Here is a 21,809-nt window from a genome sequence, read left to right on the forward strand (position 1 = left end):
TTAAACTTATGGGCTGCGGTGGGCTCTAAAGCACATACTATTCCAGATCGAACTATGAGACCATTTACATCTGTTTTACTTTTATTATTATTAGCCACGGCTCTTCCTGCCCTTTCCCAATCCAATAACCTCTCCGTATCGGGAATGGTGAAGGATAGCGCCGACCAATCGGTCGTGGTGGGGGCTTATGTGTCGGTTACCGGAGCAGCCACAGGCGCCAAGCCAGTATATGTCACTACCGATAAGGACGGGAAATTTCTAGTGTCTGATTTGTCGGCATCTAGTAGCTATACCTTAAAAATTTCTTATTTGGGTTACCAGGAGGTCAGCCGGGTGATTCGCCTCAAAAACGAATCGCTTCGGTTGGGTACTATCTTGGTTCAGGAAGTGGCGTCCAACCTTAAAGAGGTTCAGGTGGTAGGGCAGGTAACAGCCATGGAGCAAAAAGGCGACACTACCCAATACAATGCCGCCGCCTTTAAAACCAATCCCGATGCTAGCACTGAAGATTTGATTCAGAAAATGCCAGGAATCACGGTGGTAAATGGCACGGTCACCGCCCATGGTGAAACCGTCAATAAGGTACTTGTAGACGGAAAGCCGTTCTTTGGCGAAGACGCCACACTCACACTGAAGACTATTCCTGCCGAAATAGTGGACAAAATCGAAGTCTTTGATAAGCTGACCGACCAAGCACAGTTTACTGGGTTTGATGATGGAAATGGGCAAAAGACGATCAATATCGTCACGAAAGTAGATAAGAGAAATGGCCAGTTTGGGAAAGTGTATGCAGGCTATGGCCTCGACGACCGTTACCAGGCAGGGGGGAACGTGAGTTATTTTAACAAAGATCAGCGTATTACCCTCGTAGGCCTTAGCAATAATATCAATATGCAGAATTTCTCTAGCCAAGATCTGCTGGGTATTTCATCTTCATCGAGTAGTGGCCGAGGCGGACGCGGAGGAGGTGGTGGAAGCAGTAACTTCCTTGTTGGAAACCAAAGCGGACTTACCGGTACCAATTCATATGGGTTGAACTACTCCAACAAACTAGGGCCAAAAATGGAACTGACTGGCAGTTACTTTTTTAATCGTACCGGAAACACCAATAAGCAAGTTCTACAGCAGGAGTATTTCCTAGACGATGGTCTTAACAATCAGTTTTACAACGAGAATAGTACCTCGTCGAGTACAAATATGAATCACCGTCTTGATTTTCGGTTAGAATATAAAATCAACGATAAAAACTCTTTGATAGTTACTCCCACGTTAAGCTTTCAAAACAATGAGTCGGGTAGTGTCACTGCTGGAACCACTGACCTAGCCGATGGCACCCAACTCAATGCATCGGATATACTTAGTGATGGTCTGAATAAGGGCTATAACTTTTCAAATAGTGTTTTATGGCGTCATTCTTTCGAAAAACGCGGCCGTACCTTTTCTTTCAATGCGACTACCAGTATGAATGACAAAACTGGGGATAATGAGCTGTATTCTAAAAACATATATTACAATAATACAAGAACTCCTGGCGATACCATCGATCAGCAGAACCATACCAACTCGAAAGGGCTAACACTGGGAGGGAATTTGAACTACACCGAGCCTCTAGGAGAAAATGGACAATTGCAATTGAATTATGGCTTGACCTTAAGCAACAGCAATTCTATGAAAGATACCTATAACATGGCCCCCGATGGCGGTGGATATACGGACTTAGACACGCTACTCACCAATAATTTTGACAATCGCTATATTACCAACAGGGCTGGCCTAGGGTACCGCCTACGTATGGGAAGTTGGTTTGCCAACGTCGGAGTAGATTTCCAGAATACGGGTTTGTATAGCCAACAGCTGGCCCCTTACCAGACAGAAGTGGATCAAACTTTCACCAATCTTTTGCCCAATGCGATGCTTTCCTATCGATCCAAATCAGGGACTCAATTTCGGGCCTTTTATAGGAGCTCTACGAACCAACCATCTATCACTCAGTTGCAAAATGTGGTCAATAATAGCAATCCTTTAGCGTTGACGGCTGGTAATCCCGATTTGAAACAAGAATATAGCAACCGGGTAAGTATGCGATACTCTAAGGCTGGGGCCGATGTCCCATTCAGTTTTAATGCGATGCTATACGTGACTCAAACCAATAACGCCATCGTAAATTCGACTTTTATTGCTAACGAAGCCACGGAATTGCCCAATGGGCTGGTATTGGAGAAGGGATCCAAACTGACATCGCCGGTCAATTTGGATGGAAGCTGGAATGCTCGGTCTTTCTTTGCTTACGGCAAGCCAGTGGCTCCCCTCAAGCTCAATGTTAATTTAACCACCGGTTTTAACTATACCCGCTCTCCTGGACTTGTCAACGATGTTGCTAACTTTTCTAATACCTATGCCGCTAGCCAAGGGCTTGTTGTGAGCAGTAATATCAGCGAGAATTTAGATTTTACACTTTCCTATTCTGCCAACTACAATGTAGTGCGAAATACGATTCAGCCCACTCTGAATAATAATTATTTCACGCAAGGGATAACAGGAGGGGTTAACTGGATTTTTGGAAAGGGCTTTGTGTTTCGTACCGACTTCAACAACCAGTCGTACCGAGGCCTTGGGGAAGGGTATAATCAGAACTTTACCCTATGGAATGCTAGTATTGGTAAGAAATTCCTAAAGAACAATGCTGGAGAGTTAAAGTTGTCGGTATTTGATATCCTCAAGCAGAACAACAGCATTAGCCGGAGCATTACCGAAACCTATATTCAAGACTTAACGAGCACGGTGTTGACCCAATATGCGATGTTGACCTTCACCTATACCTTACGGAACTTCGGAAAGATGCCCGTTAGAGAGAACGACCGTCGTGGCGACTTCCCAGGAATGGGTGGGCCTCGTGGCGAAGGGGGAAGGGGAGGGGGCGGCCGTTTCTAAACCCATATAAGTAAAAATCCCTACCCAATTCATTTTAAAATGATTGGGTAGGGATTTTTTTATGTACTTCTACTTATTTTTTGCTCGGGAACGGGATCACTAATTTTTCTCCTCGTTGGGCATAGTCTTTAGATTTTCCGTTGGCTTTCATCAATGCGCTCTTAGAAACGCCGTATTTAGAGGCCACCACCCGGAGTACATCTCCAGGCCCTACGGTATGAAGGTCTTTTACCTGAACCGATAGGGTGGTCGTGTTGGCCTTTAAGGAGGAAATATCGGCGTTAAGGCCCTGTAAAGTCGCCAATTTGAGGTTGTATTGTGCAGCAATACTGGTCCAGGTTTCACCGCTTTTTACCTTATGTGAAATGGTTTTACCCCCTATTGAAGAAGCACTCACTTTGGGACGTTCCTCTTTGGCGGGCTCCACCTTAGCTGGCTCAGGTTCTTTACTTATTTCTTTCGTCTGTACACGCGCTGGTTCGTCGATGGGTTGATCGTCGGCGAATGCTTCTTGTTCCGATTCGGGCTCCATCACCACTGTCGTGAGCTCCTCCGAACTAGAGGCATCGTCGGTAATGTATTCGTAGCCTATATACAAGATGGCCAATACCAATAATACCAACACAGACAGGGTGATGATTGGTAAATTGGATTTTTCAGTCGGACGAACGTTTCTCTTTTTTGGGAATTGATCTTCCATAGGGTGCTAGTGAGTATTTAGTTTAACGAGTAATGAGTTGATAATGTGTAGACTTTTGTCTTCTAACTAACGTTAATTTTTCAGCTCCTCGTTCATTTGAGCCACTTTTTTCTTTAGGTTTAGCTTAAATTCATCGAGCCGGTTGCCAATATCGGAGTCTGAAGCCCCCAATATTTGGGCTGCCAGTATACCTGCATTTCTTGCTCCATTCAGCGCTACGGTGGCTACAGGAACTCCCGATGGCATTTGTAGTATCGAAAGTATGGAGTCCCACCCATCTATAGAGTTGCTGGAGTGAACCGGAACTCCAATGACCGGTAGGCTCGTTACGGCAGCTACCATCCCTGGCAAATGAGCCGCTCCTCCTGCACCAGCAATAATCACCTGAAGTCCTCTTTCCCTGGCCGTAGCGGCATATTCAAGCATCCGTTCGGGGGTGCGATGCGCCGACACGATCTCCATTTCGTAAGGGATATTAAGCTCCGACAACGCTTCCGCAGCTTCCTGCATGACCTTCCTGTCCGAAATACTACCCATGATTATTCCTACCATCGTTTTATATGTTAAGTTCAGATGTGTTTTATTGAATGGTACTCAACGAGGAGTACCTTTTATTTCGATTTTACCTTAATATGATTCTTGACAAACGCGACCTTCTTTTTTAAGGAGGGGATGTCCTGGTCCAAAATAGTAACATGCCCCATTTTGCGAAAAGGCTTCGTAATAGCCTTCCAATATAGAAATGGGTAGACCTGCTTAGTGGCGAGTAAAACTTCCATACCTTCGTACACGGCGGGTCCCTCATAGCCATCTTCACCCAACAGGTTGACCATCGCAGAGGGGGCCAGGGCTAGGGTATCGCCGAGGGGTAAGCCGAGGATGGCCCTCCAATGCTGCTCGTACTGGGAGGTGGCGTTGGCTCTAATGGTCTGGTGGCCGCTATTATGCGGCCGAGGAGCTACTTCATTAATTAATATATTACCATCCTTGGTGAGGAAGAGTTCAACGGCCAATATCCCCACAATGCCCAGGGCCTCGGCCGTAGCAATGGCTATGTCTTTGGCCTTTTGGGCTACATCGGCACCGATCTCCGCTGGAGCAAAAAGGTATTCTACCAGATTGTGCTCAGGGTGGAAGACCATTTCAACACTCGGGAAGCAGTTAACATCTCCCTGAGCATTCCTGGCTACGATTACCGCCAACTCCTTGTCGAAGTCTACCGATTTTTCTAAAAGTCCTGGCTGGTCAAAGGCCTTGGCAAAGTCCTCCTCAGTCTGGATACGCTGAACGCCTCGGCCATCATAGCCATCCTTGCCTAGCTTGTGAAAAGCGGGCAGGAAGTCGGCATGTTTGGCGGCGTCATTTCGATCTTCGGTCAAAATAAAATCGGCCGTAGGGAGATTATGGTCGGCATAGAATTGCTTTTGTATTCGCTTGTCCTGGATCTTGCGAATTACTGCCGGTTGAGGATAGATTTTCTTCCCTTCCTTTTCTAGTTTTTCCAAGGCCTCTACGTTGACCTTCTCTATTTCTATGGTGATGATATCGAGGTTTTTACCAAACTCGTACACGGTCTCAAAGTCTTGCAGAGACCCTTGTTGAAAATGTGGGGCTATGGACTTGCACGGTGCGTGGGCATCGGGGTCAAGGATATGAATGTCGAGGTTCCAGTCTATAGCAGCCTGAAGTAACATCAATCCCAACTGTCCGCCCCCTAAAATTCCTATTCGGGATGAAAGCATTTCGTTCTTTAGATTTTAAACACAAAATTGGCTTAAAATCTCAGAAACAGAAAGATTTTTACAGCGCTAGACGCATATTTCTCTATATTTTGGTTTTATTCCTTTAAAAAACGTAAGAATAGCACCTCTAGCAACAGAAAGCCTAGACAAGCGAATAAGAAATATTTCCATAGCGCGCTTGGCTCATGGTTGCTGGCAAAGGCCGATTTATAGGCAGTATCGTCAATTCCATCATATACCGTCACATTCTTTTGGGTACTGAATATATCCCGTAGCTCGTCGGTGGTATAATACTGTAGTTCCGATTCGGCTTTGGTATAATTGAACGCCAAGGTAGTAAGCTGGCCGCTCTCATCGTGAAGTTGGTAGTATCCAGGTTCCAAGGTTTTTATATCATGGGTATGGGGTAGCTCCAGATACAGCTTATTGCCTACCATCCTTTGAGCGGGTATTAATTCAGAATCCTTAGTTTTAAGCGTATACAATACCTCTTTGGGGGAATCGGGACGGTCTATGTCGAGAACGACTGGACTTTGGTCGAAAGTATAGGACAGGGGGCTCGATCGCACACTCATCGCGGCTAATTTATACATGATAGGAACGAATAGGGCATGTTCGGCCAATCCATTATAAGTGGACATTAAGGGACTCGCAAAAAGGTAATAATGCCCATTTCCACTTCCCGACTGACTTAAAAAGGCTTCGCCATTGCGGAATGTCAACAGCCCATGCCCCGTTTGGCCCCAGTTCCATACGGATTGCGCCGCGGGCATGTCCACATTAGGATCCGACTGCCTGGAGGCTTCGAATACATCTTTGAAAAAGGGAATGTTTCGGTCGGGTGCTTTGAGTGGTATAGGCTCCTTGCTGCTGCTCATAGCCAAGCTTCGTAGCCCGAGGGGTTGTAACATATCCTTATACAGCGGTAGGTTGGGAGCCGCTGATGGTACTATCGCCAGCCCTCCGCCAGTCTTAACCAGTTGTTGTAGCTCCGCTTTTACGGAGGTGCTTATCTGGTCGACCCCATTTAGAATCACCAAGTCGTGGGTAGCAATAATGCCGGGATCCACACTCGAAATAGACTGGCTATGAAAGTCAAATAGACTGTCGTTGGCATATACTTGCCCAATGGCCTTTACATTAGCCGATTCACCCATCATATGCAGGATGCGTATCCTAGGCGATGCGGTGAGTACAAAATAAAAAGTGTTGTCGAAAATAATTGGATAATCATCAAAGGAGATTGTGCCCATTTTATCCCCTTTGCTAGCTACGTTGAAATTAAAACTAGCGGTTGTGCTGGAATTAGGAGCGATACTCACCGCCGTAGTCGATGCCTGGGTGTTGTCCAAGGCCAGCTTAAGTACCAGGTTCTCTACTGACTCCGAACCCGAATTGTTCACTTTTACCTGTAGGCTATTATTTTGTCCTTCTCTTATAAATGGAGTACTTAGCCATACCGAATCGATGTACACATTTTTCTGATTCTTAGCTTGTATTGGTACAATATGAATCGATGCGGTCGAATCTACTTTTAACTCTGCCAGGTTTCCAGCTGTACTTTTTTGAAAGTCCGAAAACCAATAGACCTGGTTTCCTGGCCCTGCATGATGCCGGCCGATACTATTTTTTTGTCTATTAAAAACCTCCTCAAACGTGCGAGCTGAAGTAGACAACTCCAAAGTGGTGAGCCGGTCTCTTATTTGATTGGCATTGGCAAGGCTTTGTTCTCCACTGTCGAAGTCGTTGGTGGTGAGCTGCAGGGCGTTGGCGTTGGGGTGCTTACTCATTAGGTCCTCTATATTCCCACTAGCCACGTCGAGATACCTTTTGGTATTAAGCTCTCCTTGCATACTCATCGAATTGTCGATATAAATATTGCTTATCGAATTGGCGGTGGTGGGGGATTTCTTTTCTTGCGGGAAATAGGGTTGGGCGAAGGCCAATACCAAAGCGATGATGGCCAATATACGGGTCAGTAAGGCAATCCAGTGCTTTATTTTTCTAATACTTTTGGTTTGGGTATCCACTGCCTTCAAAAACGACACATTCGAGAAGTAAACCCGTTTTGTTTTTCGAAAATTGAAAAAATGGATGGCTATGGGCAAGGCCACAGCCAATAACCCCCAAAGAAAGGAAGGGAATAAAAAACTCATTGATACTAATTTAAACCGGCTAAGTTGGTAGTATGTTCCTCGTAAAATATATATGAACGGGTGGGTTTCGACATAAATGAGCTACCCGGTTCATGGTTCCTGCAAATTACTCTAAATTATCGTAATGGCTTTTTATTTCCCAAGCTTTCTGAATAAGTACCTGGCTTTTTTCTAACTTTGTGTTTGAATTACGGTTTTTATCCGTGTTTCTACCGTTTTTGATGTTCTCAAATGGAGGACAGGCGAGAAGATCTAAAGCATGCAATTGAATTAATTAATAATAGTAACATTATGGCCAAAGTCTCCGGAAATAAACACCAGCCAGTTTATCAAATGCCCTCGAACCCAGCGGCGGTTCGCACCAAAAAGTATGCCCTGCCTGCGAAAAAATATATTGGCTTGGCCATGCTTCATTTTCTAAAGTCGCAGTACAAGTGGTCCCTTATTCCAATGGCCTTGATCTTGATTAATGCCATTTTGAATCTTACCGGGGTATATCCAAACCTATGGATCTACATTACCGTCGTGGTGGCTACTATATTATATGTGTTGTTTTGGCTCATACAGTTTGCTGGCATCACCCAACTGGCCCAGTATAAGCCGATGTTCGAGAAGTTTCAATATGAAATAGACAGCAGACAAATATTGATGAAAATCAATCAGAAGGAGGGTAGTATCATGAAGTGGGAGCAGATTCAGGATGCCTATAAGGACAAAGAAGGTTATGTGTTGGTGATATCTAAAGGCCAGTTCATTTACCTTCCTTTCACAATCTTCAATTCGGAGCATGAGCATAAGATGTTCGAGCGGATCATGAAACAAAAAGACTATTTGAAAGCCTAAGGCGTATTTTGTCCTTCGGGTTATTATAAGAAAAAGCCCTGACAGAACGGTTCTCCGTTTTGGCAGGGCTTTTTCTTATCGAGCTTTTTTAGCTGTTCGAAAGTCTATCTACTTCCGACTCCACTTCCGCCCGGGTTTTTCCAAGCTTTTGCTGCAGCTTTCCTAAAAGCTCATCTTCTTTTCCTTCTGCATACGTCAAATCATCGTCGGTCAAGTCTCCGTATTCTTGTTTAAGTTTCCCTTTCAACTCGTTCCAGTTTCCTTTTATCTGTTGCGTGAATGCGCTCATAGCTATTTAGATTTAAGTTTAAAATACTCGGCCTATTTGTTACAACCGATGCACATAAACCTAAATAAACTGTACCAATGCCTATGCTTGAGTTTTGAAGGATGGGTGAGAAAATTGTTAAACTGTTGTAATACAATGCATTATGTTTTTATTGCTTCAGATAGAAACTGGGATCTTCGTGAATTATTATAGCCACAGGTGAGTAAGTTTTTCCCTAAGGGGTTGCTTTCTTGAAGGGCGGCACACTGAACTAAGCCGACCGGGCAATGAGTTTGTCGAGTCGAATGATACTTTGGACCATAGCCCTCACCGAATGATAGTTGACTTTCCAGGAATGGCTCATATGGTTCCAAATAGGCTGGCCCTGGCGCGAAAGCAAGGGGAGCCATTCGCCAACCGAGGCGTGAATCATATGATCGAATACGAATTGGTGGGTGGCATCGTAGGCTTTCAAATATTTCGGATCCTCATATACCCGATAAGCGTCCAGCATCCCGATAAGGACCTCGGCTTGTTGCCAAAACTCCTTTTCTCTATCGTAAACTTCCCCGCTATGCGAACCTTCTACAAAGACTCCGCCAAATTCCCAGTCAATGCCATAAGCAACCGCATGGTCAAAGGATTTGAGGAGCTGGGTTTGATATTGGCTATAGGGAATATTGAGTATATCCAAGGCGTGCATGAGCAGCCAAGCAAACTCGACATTATGTCCATAACTGGTATTGTCTTCGGATGCCGACTTAAAGCCATCCTCCGAGAAGCGATCCCAACCCCAGATGATATCAAACTTTATTTGGGGGGCCACCTTCCAGTCGGCCCAAAACTGTGGGATACCCGTTCCATGTACGGGGTGCATGATCTTATCGATTAATAGATCGATCATTTCGGTTAGTTTCCTTCTATGAACCTGTTGGCCACTGGCCTCATATAAGGTCGTAAATGCTTCCATTAAGTGCATATGAGCGTCGAGGGTCTTGCGGTCGCCCCCAGCTGGGCCCTCTCCTTTTAGCTCCCAGTTTCTATGGAACATCTCGAAATATCCGCCATAATGAATGTCGGCACCATGAATTTGCAATAGGTCGAACACTTTTATAGCATATTCCAGCCCTCTAGGGTCCCCTGTGGCCAAGGTGTATTCGCTCAGGCTGTAGATGGCGAAGCTGTGGCCATATACAATTTTTTCGTCAATGAGTACTTCTCCCTTCCTGTTCATCAGCCAATAAAAGCCCTGATGTTCCGAATCCCACATTTTATCGATCAAAAAATCGACGCCATGCTTGGCTATTTCGGCATAGCGGCCATCGCCGTAGCCGGCACGGTGGGCTGCTGAGAAGGTATAAACCGTTCTGGACTGTGCAATCAAGGATTTTTCATCCTCTCCAGAGTCGTTTCCGTTATTGTCAAAATGGGTGATATAGCCGCCATTGTCTTTGTCGACACAGCGGTTCTCCCAGAAAGGGAGTAATTCGTTGGTGAGATGTTGGTAGGCTTGGTTGCGGTACTTTTTAATTTGTTCGTTACTCATGTAAATTGGGGATGTTTATATTAATAATTCTTCTGGTATTGCAACCAAGCCTGCCCTTCACCTTACGCTAGCTTAACGCTTCCTCCTTTCTTGGCCGCTTGATAGATGGCTTCTACCACCCGTATATCGCGCATGCCTTCCTCTCCAGGGACCATTTGGGGGCGATTCTGCATGATGGTTAATGCATCGTCGTCCATTTGCTGGGCTTGTTGGTTTTCGATCGGAAAATTTATTTCTCCTAAAGTACTGACTCCCTTATTGCCTCGATACGACGAAAACGGCTCGATGAACAATTTCCCTTTTTCGTAGTCTACCTTCAGGAAATTGGATTGTATACCAAAGCTTCCCGTACAAGTTGCCAAGGCTCCACTCGGAAAATGAAGCTGGAAAGCGGTGGTCTCATCGACTTCATGATATATATCGGGTCTATTGTTGATATGCTGGGCGGTTACCAGGATCGGCTCCTCTCCAATGGCCAGCCGTGCCCCTTGAAGGGCATAAACCCCCATATCGTACATAGAACCACCTCCCATCGCCTTCTTCTGCTTCCAATGTGCCGTACGTCCATCGAAATACCCAGCTGCGCAGGACACGAGCCGTGCCTTGCCCATGGGCTTTTCCCTGGCCATACGCATGAACTCCTGGGTGTTAGGGTCGTGCTGGCAACGGTAGCCGATCGACAAACTTTTTTTGTTGTCTTTACAGGCCTTGATCATCGCTTCGCATTCCGATACATTTAGAGCCATGGGTTTTTCGCAAAAAACGTGTTTCCCAGCATTCGCTGCGCGTATGGTATATTCAGCGTGCATAGATGGCGGCAACACCACATATACTACGTCAATATCTGGGTTATTGGCTATCTGATCGAAGTTTTTATAATTATAAATATTTTTTTCAGGAATATTGTATTTTTTCTTCCATGTTTCGGCCTTGTCGGGGCTTCCCGTTACAATACCTGCCAGATAACAATTTTGGGTTAGTTGTAAGGCGGGCGCCAACAGGTCAGTACTGTAGTAACCGAGACCCACCAGGGCGACTCCCAATTTCTCTTTTGGCTTATTGAGGGCGAATACGGATGATGAGAAAATACTGGCCGCCGTCAACCCAGCACCGGCCACTATAAAATTCCTACGAGTAAGTTCAGACATATGATTAGGTTTTAAGTAATAAAAGCTTCCTTCTAACTTCTTTCGTTTTTATAGATTTTGTTTTTTGAGTTCCGAAACTGCATAATCGGCAGCACGCGCCGTAAGGGCCATATAGGTGATGGACGGATTGACACAGGAGGAGGAGGTCATGGCGGCTCCATCGGTAACAAAGACATTTTTACAGTCGTGAACCTGATTGAATTTGTTGAGGACGGAGGTTTTAGGGTCTTTTCCCATACGCGCCGTTCCCATATCATGAATCCCTAGCCCCAAATGAGTGTCTTGTCGGTTGTTGGTGCTGATGTTTTTAAAGCCGGCCAGTTCTAACATTTCGGCGGCAGAGTTCATCATATCTTTACGCATGGCTATTTCATTCTCGCCAAAGGCCGCATCGAATACGATAAGGGGTATCCCCCAGGCATCCTTCCTGTAGGCATCTAGATACATCCGGTTTTCGGGATTTGGTAGTACCTCGCCGAATCCTCCGAAACCGATAGACCAGGAGCCAGGGTAGGATAGGTTTTCTTTGAAACTGGCGCCAAAGCCTTGGGCTCCGATACCCCTTTTCCAGTCTTGCCGACCAGCTCCTCCTTGGTAGCCATAGCCTCTCAAGAATTGTTGCTTGTCCTTTCCCCAGTTTCTGAATCGGGGGATGTAAAGGGCGTTGGGTCTTTGCCCAAAAAAGTAATTATCCTTAAAGCCCTCCACCGAAGCACTGGCGCCAACACCTAAATGATGGTCCATAATATTGCGGCCCACTTGGTCGCTGTCGTTGCCCAGTCCGTTGGGGAAGCGGTCCGATTTGGAGTTTAGAAGCAGAGCGGCCGTATTCATCGAACCCGCATTTAAGAAGATTATTTTAGCATAATATTCTTCAACCGCCAGGGTATGTTGGTGGATGACCCGCACTCCGCTCGCCTTGGAGGTCTTGGGGTCTATAATGATTTCAGAGACTATGCTATCGTGTAATACCGACAGACGGTCTGTCTTACGGGCGGCAGGTATAGAGCCCGATAAGGAACTGTAGTAAGCGCCATAAGGACAGCCTCTGGAGCATTTGCTCCGGTACTGGCATGAAGCACGGCCAAGCTCGGTGTGTATGGGTTGGGGCTTGGTCAGGTTGGCTACCCGGCCTATCGTTACGGGCCTTCCTAGCTTGGTCTTCATGGCTTTGGTAAAATGAGCCTCTGGAGCATGCATAGGCATAGCCGGTAAAAACTGGCCATCAGGCAACACTTCCAAGCCTTCTTTTTGGCCACTAATTCCTACAAATTTTTCGACATGATCGTACCAGGGTTCAAGGTCCTCATAACGAATGGGCCAATCGACGCCAATTCCATCTCTGGCGTTGGCTTCAAAATCCTGGCGGTTCCACCGGTACGACTGGCGCCCCCAGTGCATCGATTTTCCACCGGTATGGTACGCTCTTATCCAATCGAAGGGGCGTTTTTCTATAAATGGATTCTTTTTGTCATTGGTAAAATAAGGTCCTGTTTCCTCATTGGCAAGCTTTCCAAAGCGATTGTTGGACCATAATTCCTCGGCCGATATATTGGGGATCTGTCCCCGATGTTGAAACTCCCAAGGTGCTTTCATGGCTGTTTCGTAATCTTCGGCATGTTTAAGCTCCTTACCTCTCTCGATCATCAGCACTTGCAGCCCTTTTTCGGTAAGTTCTTTGGCGGCCATGCCACCCGTCATGCCCGATCCTACCACAATGGCGTCGAACCGGTGCGTCTTTTGTATATTTAAGTTAAGATTCATTGCCGTTTTTTTAATTAATAAGCGAAGGCTTTTTGACCAGGTTTAAGCGTTGTTAATTCAAAACGCCCAGGGATGGGAACATAATCGAAGGCGGTGGTAAGGCCTTGCTCCGAAGTAAAGTATCCCAAGAGGGTAAGCTCTTTTATAAGACGCCAAAAGGGGAGTCCCACCGCCTTTTTGTCTATCTGTTCCCGATCTTCGTTATCGCCCATTTTAGTTTGCTTGACATTCCGCTTTTTCATCTCCTGCATCGTTTCCTGCTCTATTCGTTGGAGTAGGCTTATTTGCTGTGGCTCCTTCATGGCTAGGAAGTTCTCAGCACGGAGTCGATCAAGGCCTTGCTTAAAGCTCTCTTGCTCGGGCTGATGATAGCAATCTTGTAACATCATCACGATAAATTCGGGAACTCCTGCTGCCGTCGCTCCTGGCGTATCGGTCTCGGGGATGATCAGTTCGGCCACGCTCGCTATCAAAGCTAGATCAGTTGCCTCGAGGGCGAGGTTCCCTCTAGGAGGGTTGCCTTCTGCAGCTGCCCAACGATCCATGGCCAAAAGGGTGGGGGCTGATAGCGCTCCTCCCATGAGGAGTGCCATTGTTTTTATGGCATTTCTTCTGTTGCTCATATGGCTGTCTGTTATGTTCTTAATAGTACAATCGGATTGGCATAGGCCGTTGTTACAACCCTTTACCTATATTAATATGTTAAATTATAAAATCTACTGGTATTTTTTGGGGAATTCGTTGAAAAAATGTCAAACTGACGATTATTTATCTGTAAATAGGTTGTTCAGGAACACGGACTTACTGCTATTAAGGCTATATGTATCCTGTGAAGAGTCGAATTATTAAGAGGAAAGCGCATTTGATCTCCAGTTTATTTTGGAGATTCTTTTGTTCTAGATCGACTGAATTTTATAGTTGAGAGTTTATCCCCCCCATTTCACAACTCTCGGAATTGATTCAGTTTCTGGCGATAGGTCGAAATTTAATTTCTACAGATTTAATTTTTTTTGTAAAAAAATAGTAATTTTTTCTAAAAAAAGTCATCAAAAATATTGAATTGAGCCGACTAAAACTTCAAAATATAAAATTCTTAAGAATATGATGCTTACTCCTTAGTTGGAACAAGGAAGAAAAGAAGCGTAAGGTAGAAGCGGTGGAGTGGCTTGTAAAGTGCTGAAAGCTAGCCTGTTGGTTGTTCGTATAAAAAAACACGCGGGTTTCAAAGGTGAACCCGCGTGTCAAATTACACTTCATCAACAAACTAAAAACCAAATAAAACTAATACGAAAAAATTCGTTTGTCAAGTTTTTTTTGCTGTAGGAGGGGGATTCGAACCACCCACGGTGAGGTTAGCTACGGTACAAATACTGTTGGTGGTCCACCCCAGTCGGCATGAGCCGGCATTATACTGCGTTTTTCCCTTGATCACCACCCCCGAGACAGGAGGGCATGGCTGCCAATTTCATCACCCTACAAAGTAGATCAATTTTGGAGAGGAACGTTTTCCTTTTCTCGATTGATGATGCAAATTTAAGTCAAACAATTTAAAAGTAAAATATTTTCATTAAAATTTATCTAAATTTACAATTATGGCAGAAATTCCTTACTTTTATTGACAAAACTTCAATTTTGTAGCCACTTATGCATAAATATTCTGATATTGATACCACCGATCTAAGGATCCTTGCCTTACTGATTGAGAACGCAGCCCTGCCTTATACCGAAATTGGGAAGCGGGTTTTTGTGTCGGGCGGAACGGTTCATGTGCGTATGAAGAAAATGGAACAGCTGGGGATCGTGAAAGGTTCTCAATTGATGATAGAGCCCTCAAAGCTGGGCTGGGACATTAGCGCTTTCCTGGGCGTTTATCTAGACAAAAGCTCCTTATACGAACAGGTGGCGTCGGCCCTGGAGGAAATTCCTGAGGTGGTCAATATTCACTATACTACCGGGATTTACAGTATTTTCGTTAAAATAGTGTGTAGAGACACGGGACATTTACGTGAAATTTTGCACGATAAAGTACAAAAGGTTGCCGGGATACAGCGCACCGAAACTTTTATTTCTTTAGAGGAACGTATTAACCGATCTATTCCCCTAATAGAAGAGGAGGAGTCTTAATTATTTTTTTCTTGTGCTGTTTGTAGTATATATCAAATAATTATATATTTGTTTTAAATGTAATTTGATATGGAAAAGAAGACGACCAGTAATGAATTTGTAAGAGGGACACTGAAGACTATCGTTCTCAATTTGTTGTCAGAGCACTCCCGAATGTACGGGTATGAAATTACCCAGGAGGTTAAAGACCGGACCCAAGGGGCTATTGCGCTTACTTTTGGAGCCCTTTATCCCGTTTTGCACAAGCTGGAGCAAGAGGGCCTCTTGCTGACCGAATCGGTAGAAGTGGACGGGCGAACCAGAAAATATTATAGCTTGACCTCCCCTGGTACGGAAATGGCACAGGCTAAGACCGACGACTTAGAGCGCTTCGTAGAAGCACTTAAGCTGTTGTTGGCGCCTAAGGTCGCTACTTCTAAGTAGGCCTTCCAGGCAATGATCATCTTTTAATCGGACTTTATGATTCGCCTACACGACAATCGACTTGCACTTTTACGGAAGTATTTGGTTGAAGGCCAAGTGAACCCAGCCTTGATGGAAGAGCTGTTGGATCATTTGGCTTGTGAGGCCGAGGAACGGCTGTGGGACGGGGAGGCCTTCGAGCAGGTCATAGATCTCCTCAAGGAGGAGGCCAGCCCCGAAGTCCTCCAAAATCTGAACGCCGACTTAAAAGCGCTCCTAGAAGAGGAGAAGACTCTTACCGACATGGTTTTCGAAGGGCGAAACAAGCAATATGGGGCCTATGATCTTAGGAAAGGGTATGGCAAAACCATTCAGCGCTCCTTGGTGCTTGGAGTCACCTGCTTTTTGTTGGTGATTCTATTGCCCGATCTATATGCCCGGCTTACCCCGCTACTCGAAGATGATGCCATAGGTTTTGAGATGGAGCTTCATAATATCGATATTCGCCCCCTGCCTCTTGAGCACGATAATTCCCAGCAACAGCAGCCACATGACAACACCGTGGAGCCCAATGTAATAACAGATGAGCCCAATAGGCCTGCATTAGGAACTGCAAAACCTATATTGGGGCCCCCATTGGTGGAAAAGGAGACCGAACTAGCCCTACTTCCTGAGTCCTATCAGGGGTGGGTGGAGGCTAACGAATGGGAGGTGAAGCCCAGCTTCGCAGGGGGGATGACGTCCCTGATGACCTATATCAAAAGTGAAATTAACTATCCAGTTATGGCCTTAAAATATGCCGTGGAGGGTAGGGTGTTTGTAGGCTTTACGGTGGGTGCTGACGGCAACGTGAGTCAGGTAGAGCTGATAAAGGGGATTGGCTACGGATGTGATCAGGAGGCTTTGAGGGTAGTGACCAATATGCCCAACTGGCTACCGGGCAGGGCTGCTGGCCAGCCATCGGCTTACCGCTATGTATTGCCTGTTTCCTTCGAAATGGTCCGGTAGTGGGGGGATCCCAAACGGGTATATGTACCAGGAAAATCCACTCTCCCGATTCATGGGCTCATCTTAGAGAGGCCTTCTCTTGTCATTATTATGATTTAAGTTATTTTAGTTTTTGCGCATGTATGCTATTGTCGATATAGAAACCACCGGGGGCGGCGCCGGGGCTCGGATGACCGAAATAGCCGTTTTTAGGCATGATGGTCAAAAAGTAGTGGATACCTTTCATTCACTGATCAATCCCCAAACTTATATTCCTCCATTTATTACCCAGCTCACTGGTATCGATAACGCCTTGGTGGCCGATGCACCCATCTTCGAGCAGATCCAGGATTCGGTAAGAGAGCTCACCAAAGATGCCTGGTTTGTAGCCCACAATGCTCGGTTTGACTATAATTTTATCAAAAGGGAGTTTTTGAATATTGAGGAATATTTCGAAAGAGACCTTCTTTGTACCGTAAAACTTAGTAGAAAAATTTTCCCAGGTTTTAAATCCTATAGCCTCGGTAATCTCTGTGAAAGCCTGTCGATTGCCCTCGATAACCGCCACAGAGCCCAAGGAGATGCGGCTGCGACAGTGCTACTCTTCGAAAAGTTGCTATATCATGATCATAAAAACTTGATTCCGATTGATTTTTAAGAAAAGGGGCTCATTGGTATAGAATTTGTTTAAGTAGGATAAACCACTTAAACATTGAACGCTATGAAAACGCAAATAAACTTATTAATTCTATTCTTTCTCTCACTAGCCCTTAGCAGTTGCGAATTCGTAGGTACTATCTTTAAAGGAGGGGTATGGACCGGGGTGATCATGGTCGTAGCCGTCCTAGGGCTCATATTATGGCTAGTCGCTAAGTTTTTTGGAGGGGGTAAGTAATCTGTTTCGGAACTATTTTTTGTGGGTTCGATTTGTAAATCAAATACTTAAGAGAAATAGGGTATTTTTATTTAATATTTATTAGTCATATACTTGTAAAAGATAAAAACGGGGTGCATATTTGCACCCCAATAGCACGGGGATGTAGCTCAGTTGGCTAGAGCGCTTGCATGGCATGCAAGAGGTCGTGGGTTCGAATCCCATCTTCTCCACTCCTTATTTTAAGTACAAAAAGTCACCTTAACGGGTGACTTTTTGTTGTATAGCGGAGCTGGAAATGGGCGAGGGGGCAGGATGGTATAGATCCGTGTCAAGATCCATTCAAACCCACCATTCAGACTGTACTTAACTTCTTTGTAAATTGAGGCACAAACGCCTCGGAGCATTCCTCCAACCGTGCCACGTACCGTGCTACAATCAATGCTTATAGAGCCATATCACGAGGGGGCAATGATGTTTCTTTCTTTTCTATTCAAACGCTCCAGGCTGTATGCCTAATTTTATCCGATTAAACGTCCAAGAAGATGGTTTTATCCTTCTTTAGCTCATTCCATTCTTTATGCTGAGAAAAGGGGATGCCGAGGGGTATCTGTGCCATATCGTTTTTGAAATAAGATTTAGCCAATTTATAACCATACCTGAGGTATTTGAATATTGAATCTCTGATAATCTAGTTTTTCGTAATCTGAGTATATTACAGCAGTCAGAGTGTTTATATGGTGGACGGACGTATATCTGCTCAGTTCAATAGGCTGCTTTACTTTAAAGTATTCAAAATTTAAGGAGGTGTTTACCATCTTTGGTGTCCACAGTCATCACATCATATATTCCAAAAATCAGGCTTTAACGGAAGTTCTAAGACACCCTACCCATGAAAGTAAAAATACTGTTTTTGACAATTTGCTATGCTGTACTTTTTCCAATACCGGAGCTTCTTGCTCATCGACGGGCCAATATAGCCGCCACCACTACTGACGACGGATCATCGGTCGGCGAAATCCAGTTATATATTTCCCCTAAAGGCTCTGATGCCAATCCTGGGACAAAAAAAGCACCACTACGGTCGATGGTAGGTGCTAGGGATAAGGTACGAGAACTACGTCGAGATCATAGAGATCAGTCCGTTACTGTTTATGTTGGAGGAGGGCTATACCAGCTGGATCACCCAATTTTGTTTTCGGCAGAGGATTCTGGTAGTGAAACAGCCAAAGTCGTTTATCAAGCAGTAGAAGGTCAGGAGCCCGTTTTTTTAGGAAGTAAAAAACTGAAAAAGTGGAAGGTGCTGAAGGATAAAGCGGCGTTGTTAAAATTGGATCCGGCTGTGGCTGGGAAAGTTTTCGTGACAGACCTGGCATCAATCGGTATTACCGATTATGGAGATCCCACTCATTTGGGGATGCGTCCCGAATTATTCTGTAATAATCAAGTACAAACCCTAGCACGTTGGCCAAACGAGGGCTTTACTACTGCCGGGAAAGTAAGGGGTAAAACGGCACTTCCCGAAACCTATGTAGCAAAAATTGGTACCAAAGAGGGTGCGTTCGAATTCCTTGAAAAGAGACAGAATCGTTGGGCCAAGGAAGGCGATCCTCGGCTTGGAGGGTACTGGTATTGGGATTGGAGTGAGGAGTTTCAGCAAGTAGCCAGTATCGACACCTTGACGCAGTCCATTCATATCAAAGAGCCATATCATCGTTATGGTTACAAAGATAGCCTTCGGTATTTTGGCTTAAACCTTTTTTGTGAAATAGATACGCCCGGTGAATGGTACCTGGATAGGACTTCGGGATTGTTGTACTGGTATCCGCCCACCGGTGTAGATCCCTCCAAAGCGCAGGTTAGTTTGTCGGTTTTTTCTAGTCCTTTTATGGTGGAAGTGCAGGATTGCAAAAATTTCACCTTACACGGTTTGGCGTTTGAGGAAGGTCGAGGCAGTGCAATACGCATGCAGCACTGTGAAAACAGCCTTATTGCCGACTGTCGTATCGAAAGGTTTGGGAGGGATGGTATACATCTGTTGGAGGGGAAGGGAAATGGTATATCAAGCTGCCTACTCAGGACATTGGGCTGCGGGGGTATTAGGATGAAGGGGGGGAATCGTAAAATGCTGCTCGCAGGCGAACATTTTGTAACGCATACCATTATTGAAAATTTTTCACTTTTTAAAAAAACCTATGAGCCAGCAGTCTATGCTGCGGGGTGTGGCCTGCGCATGAGTCACAACCGTTTTCGTTTTTCCTCCTCCTCCGCCTTTCGATTGGAAGGAAATGATATGGTAGTGGAATACAATCAGATAAGCCATGTGGTCAACGAGTCCGATGATCAAGGTGGGATGGACGTTTTTTTTAATCCATCATTCCGGGGCAATGTCGTTAAATATAACCATTGGGCCAATATTGCTGGAGGCACCCGGCACGGTGCAGCAGGTGTAAGGCTTGACGATATGATTTGTGGATTTACTATCTATGGCAATATTTTTGAAAAATGCGGGACACGTGATTTTGCTGGGGTTCAAATTCATGGCGGAAAGGAAAATCTCGTAGAAAATAATCTGTTTTATAAATGTCCAGCCGCTGTCAGTTTTTCAACCTGGGGTGAAAAAAGATGGTTGGAAATGTTGGATTCGCCTGCGGTGAAAAAGAAATTATATGAGGAGGTGGATATTCATTCGGAGCTGTATCAGTCCCGGTATCCTGCCCTTAAGAGAATACAGGAAAATCCGGATGTCAACACGGTGATCAACAATTTACTAGTAGATTGTGAGAAAGTATTAATGAGGGATAAGTCGCTCCAGATACAAGATAATAATACCACTATTAACAGCGAAGGGAAAGGCCTGAGCACATTTTATAATGGTAGTTATCTAGAAAGCATAGGACTCATGCCCATTCCATTTGCGGCTATGGGCCCTCAGTCCAATCGATGGGCAAGGGAGTGAAGTTTGACAAGTCTTGTAATTTCTTGTTTTACTACCATAAAACAAATCCGTAGGCGTCCTATCGGCAGGTATTAGCCGATCAATAAATAGAAATTGCGGATGTTGCCGAGCTCCTTACCTGCAAATGTTAGTGATACATATATCCATGATCATTGAACACCTGTCTGAGGAAGATGTTCCAAGAGCCAAGCAATTTGTTGAGGAAAAATTATTGGCCAATGGCTTTATAAGTCCAGGTATTCCGGTTGCTCCATTTAGCCTTGTGTCCTTGCTTATAGCCATCCAGGTCCAAAAAGGAGCTTCGGAGACCCCATTACCTTTGTGGAATACTAAAATAGGTGGTCATCGACCGATCATATCTTTTAAGGATATAGGCCATTTATGGTCACTGGGTAGTGAAAATTCTTGGGACAATCAGTAGCTGTAGCTAAATCGACATAAGAAAAATAAAAAAGGGTTCGTTTGGAATTCACGAACCCTTTGCCTTGTCTCATAGTTGTTTGTTCGCTCAATCTAGGCGTTTTTAAATGACTGTATCATTTCCTGGGGCGAACGATGAGGTCGTCCTGCCGCACGGTGGTAATCGGAGTTAACCTCGTTGGCGCCTTGGTTAATCCCCTCGTAAATACCCGCTATAACGGTCCCTAAAAACGCTCCGAGTTCCTTTTTCCTTTCTTCGGCATACGCATCGATGGAAACGGCCTTGTAAATGAGCTTCGTTTGGTATATTTGATTGATATAGTCGGCCAGTTGGGACTGGGTAATTGGCTCCCCTACTAGGTTGTATATTTGTCCTTGATGCTTTTCTTCCATCAGTATTTTGGCATAGGCATAGGCCAATTCCCCTCTGCTGGTATAGGCGCATCTTCCCTCGCCGGCACTGTTTCTGATCTCTCCTTCTTTAATATAGGTAGCTAGGTATTCCAGATCGGGTTCTATATATATGCCATTTCTGCCTATCACCCATTCCAGTCCAGAACTTTGGACGTCTTTTTCCGTCTGCCGGTTACTTTGCACCACCGGACTAAAGGCGTTCTTTTCTTCGTCGCCTACGATGCTGGTATACACGATTTTTTTTACGCCATTATGTTTCGCGGCTTCTATTACATTTCTATGCTGCTGAATCCTCTTGCTGGGTTCATCCATTCCCGATACCAACAGTACCGCGTCGATGCCCTCCAAGGCGTCATCAAAATCCGCGCGATTATTGTAGTCTCCCTTCCGGATTTCGATCCCCAAGTCTTGCGCCTTTTCAGGTGTGCGGGCTATGCCAATCACTTTGTCTTTTCCTAATTCTTTTATCAGCTTTTGTGCAATGGCTTTTCCTAAATGTCCACTTGCCGATGTTACTGCTATTTTCATGAT

19 protein-coding genes and 1 tRNA gene are annotated in these 21,809 nt (G+C 45.1%); 10 read left to right on the plus strand and 10 right to left on the minus strand.

Annotated features, from left to right (window positions below):
- Positions 1-54: 54 nt before the first annotated feature.
- Positions 55-2,931, plus strand: a complete 2,877-nt coding sequence (locus tag CLV98_RS10495) for an outer membrane beta-barrel protein (RefSeq protein WP_109674267.1) — start codon at positions 55-57, stop codon at positions 2,929-2,931.
- A gap of 73 nt (positions 2,932-3,004) precedes the next feature.
- On the opposite strand, the gene CLV98_RS10500 is transcribed toward CLV98_RS10495, so the two are convergent.
- From CLV98_RS10500 to CLV98_RS10515, 4 genes are all read right to left on the minus strand, one after another.
- Entirely contained in the window at positions 3,005-3,631 is a 627-nt protein-coding gene (locus CLV98_RS10500; protein ID WP_109674268.1) for a LysM peptidoglycan-binding domain-containing protein, read from the minus strand.
- Between the two features lie 72 nt (positions 3,632-3,703).
- Positions 3,704-4,183: a 5-(carboxyamino)imidazole ribonucleotide mutase gene (purE, locus tag CLV98_RS10505; RefSeq protein ID WP_109674269.1), complete on the minus strand. Its 480-nt coding sequence runs from the start codon at positions 4,181-4,183 to the stop codon at positions 3,704-3,706.
- 59 nt (positions 4,184-4,242) lie between these two features.
- Positions 4,243-5,373 carry a 5-(carboxyamino)imidazole ribonucleotide synthase gene (locus tag CLV98_RS10510; protein ID WP_109674270.1) on the minus strand — a complete coding sequence of 377 codons (1,131 nt, stop codon included), beginning with the start codon at positions 5,371-5,373 and terminating at the stop codon, positions 4,243-4,245.
- A gap of 95 nt (positions 5,374-5,468) precedes the next feature.
- A complete protein-coding gene (locus tag CLV98_RS10515; RefSeq protein WP_109674271.1) occupies positions 5,469-7,529 on the minus strand; it encodes a BatA domain-containing protein in 2,061 nt (686 codons plus the stop codon).
- A 291-nt stretch (positions 7,530-7,820) separates the two neighbouring features.
- Between CLV98_RS10515 and CLV98_RS10520 the strand changes: the two genes are divergently transcribed.
- Positions 7,821-8,372: a YcxB family protein gene (locus CLV98_RS10520; protein WP_109674272.1), complete on the plus strand. Its 552-nt coding sequence runs from the start codon at positions 7,821-7,823 to the stop codon at positions 8,370-8,372.
- A gap of 88 nt (positions 8,373-8,460) precedes the next feature.
- Here the strand turns inward: CLV98_RS10520 and CLV98_RS10525 are convergent, their stop codons facing one another.
- From CLV98_RS10525 to CLV98_RS10545, 5 genes are all read right to left on the minus strand, one after another.
- Complete coding sequence (locus CLV98_RS10525; protein ID WP_109674273.1) at positions 8,461-8,661, minus strand: CsbD family protein; 201 nt, start codon at positions 8,659-8,661, stop codon at positions 8,461-8,463.
- Positions 8,662-8,911: 250 nt separating this feature from the next.
- Positions 8,912-10,186, minus strand: coding sequence for a beta-1,2-mannosidase (locus CLV98_RS10530; protein WP_109674274.1), 1,275 nt, complete (start codon positions 10,184-10,186; stop codon positions 8,912-8,914).
- 62 nt (positions 10,187-10,248) lie between these two features.
- Positions 10,249-11,334: a Gfo/Idh/MocA family protein gene (locus CLV98_RS10535; protein WP_109674275.1), complete on the minus strand. Its 1,086-nt coding sequence runs from the start codon at positions 11,332-11,334 to the stop codon at positions 10,249-10,251.
- Between the two features lie 48 nt (positions 11,335-11,382).
- Complete coding sequence (locus tag CLV98_RS10540; RefSeq protein WP_109674276.1) at positions 11,383-13,098, minus strand: GMC oxidoreductase; 1,716 nt, start codon at positions 13,096-13,098, stop codon at positions 11,383-11,385.
- 14 nt (positions 13,099-13,112) lie between these two features.
- Positions 13,113-13,721 carry a gluconate 2-dehydrogenase subunit 3 family protein gene (locus CLV98_RS10545; RefSeq protein WP_109674277.1) on the minus strand — a complete coding sequence of 203 codons (609 nt, stop codon included), beginning with the start codon at positions 13,719-13,721 and terminating at the stop codon, positions 13,113-13,115.
- A 1,021-nt stretch (positions 13,722-14,742) separates the two neighbouring features.
- Here CLV98_RS10545 and CLV98_RS10550 point away from each other — a divergent pair.
- The 8 genes from CLV98_RS10550 (at position 14,743) to CLV98_RS10580 (ending at position 20,865) form a co-directional block, all read left to right on the plus strand.
- Positions 14,743-15,222 (plus strand): Lrp/AsnC ligand binding domain-containing protein, encoded by a 480-nt coding sequence (locus tag CLV98_RS10550; protein ID WP_109674278.1) that lies wholly within the window; start codon positions 14,743-14,745, stop codon positions 15,220-15,222.
- A gap of 69 nt (positions 15,223-15,291) precedes the next feature.
- Positions 15,292-15,645 (plus strand): PadR family transcriptional regulator, encoded by a 354-nt coding sequence (locus CLV98_RS10555; RefSeq protein WP_109674279.1) that lies wholly within the window; start codon positions 15,292-15,294, stop codon positions 15,643-15,645.
- A gap of 36 nt (positions 15,646-15,681) precedes the next feature.
- Positions 15,682-16,632 (plus strand): energy transducer TonB, encoded by a 951-nt coding sequence (locus CLV98_RS10560; RefSeq protein WP_109674280.1) that lies wholly within the window; start codon positions 15,682-15,684, stop codon positions 16,630-16,632.
- A gap of 118 nt (positions 16,633-16,750) precedes the next feature.
- On the plus strand, positions 16,751-17,269 hold the full coding sequence (locus tag CLV98_RS10565; protein ID WP_109674281.1) for a 3'-5' exonuclease: 519 nt from the start codon (positions 16,751-16,753) through the stop codon (positions 17,267-17,269).
- Between the two features lie 63 nt (positions 17,270-17,332).
- Entirely contained in the window at positions 17,333-17,506 is a 174-nt protein-coding gene (locus CLV98_RS23690) for a hypothetical protein (protein ID WP_170120676.1), read from the plus strand.
- A gap of 138 nt (positions 17,507-17,644) precedes the next feature.
- Positions 17,645-17,718, plus strand: a tRNA-Ala gene (locus tag CLV98_RS10570).
- A gap of 659 nt (positions 17,719-18,377) precedes the next feature.
- On the plus strand, positions 18,378-20,444 hold the full coding sequence (locus CLV98_RS10575) for a right-handed parallel beta-helix repeat-containing protein (protein WP_109674282.1): 2,067 nt from the start codon (positions 18,378-18,380) through the stop codon (positions 20,442-20,444).
- Positions 20,445-20,589: 145 nt separating this feature from the next.
- Positions 20,590-20,865: a hypothetical protein gene (locus tag CLV98_RS10580; RefSeq protein WP_109674283.1), complete on the plus strand. Its 276-nt coding sequence runs from the start codon at positions 20,590-20,592 to the stop codon at positions 20,863-20,865.
- A 92-nt stretch (positions 20,866-20,957) separates the two neighbouring features.
- Here the strand turns inward: CLV98_RS10580 and CLV98_RS10585 are convergent, their stop codons facing one another.
- A complete protein-coding gene (locus tag CLV98_RS10585) occupies positions 20,958-21,806 on the minus strand; it encodes an SDR family oxidoreductase (RefSeq protein ID WP_109674284.1) in 849 nt (282 codons plus the stop codon).
- Positions 21,807-21,809 lie beyond the last annotated feature (3 nt).

Origin of the sequence: Dyadobacter jejuensis, from assembly GCF_003149085.1 — a bacterium.
Lineage (GTDB): Bacteria > Bacteroidota > Bacteroidia > Cytophagales > Spirosomataceae > Dyadobacter > Dyadobacter jejuensis.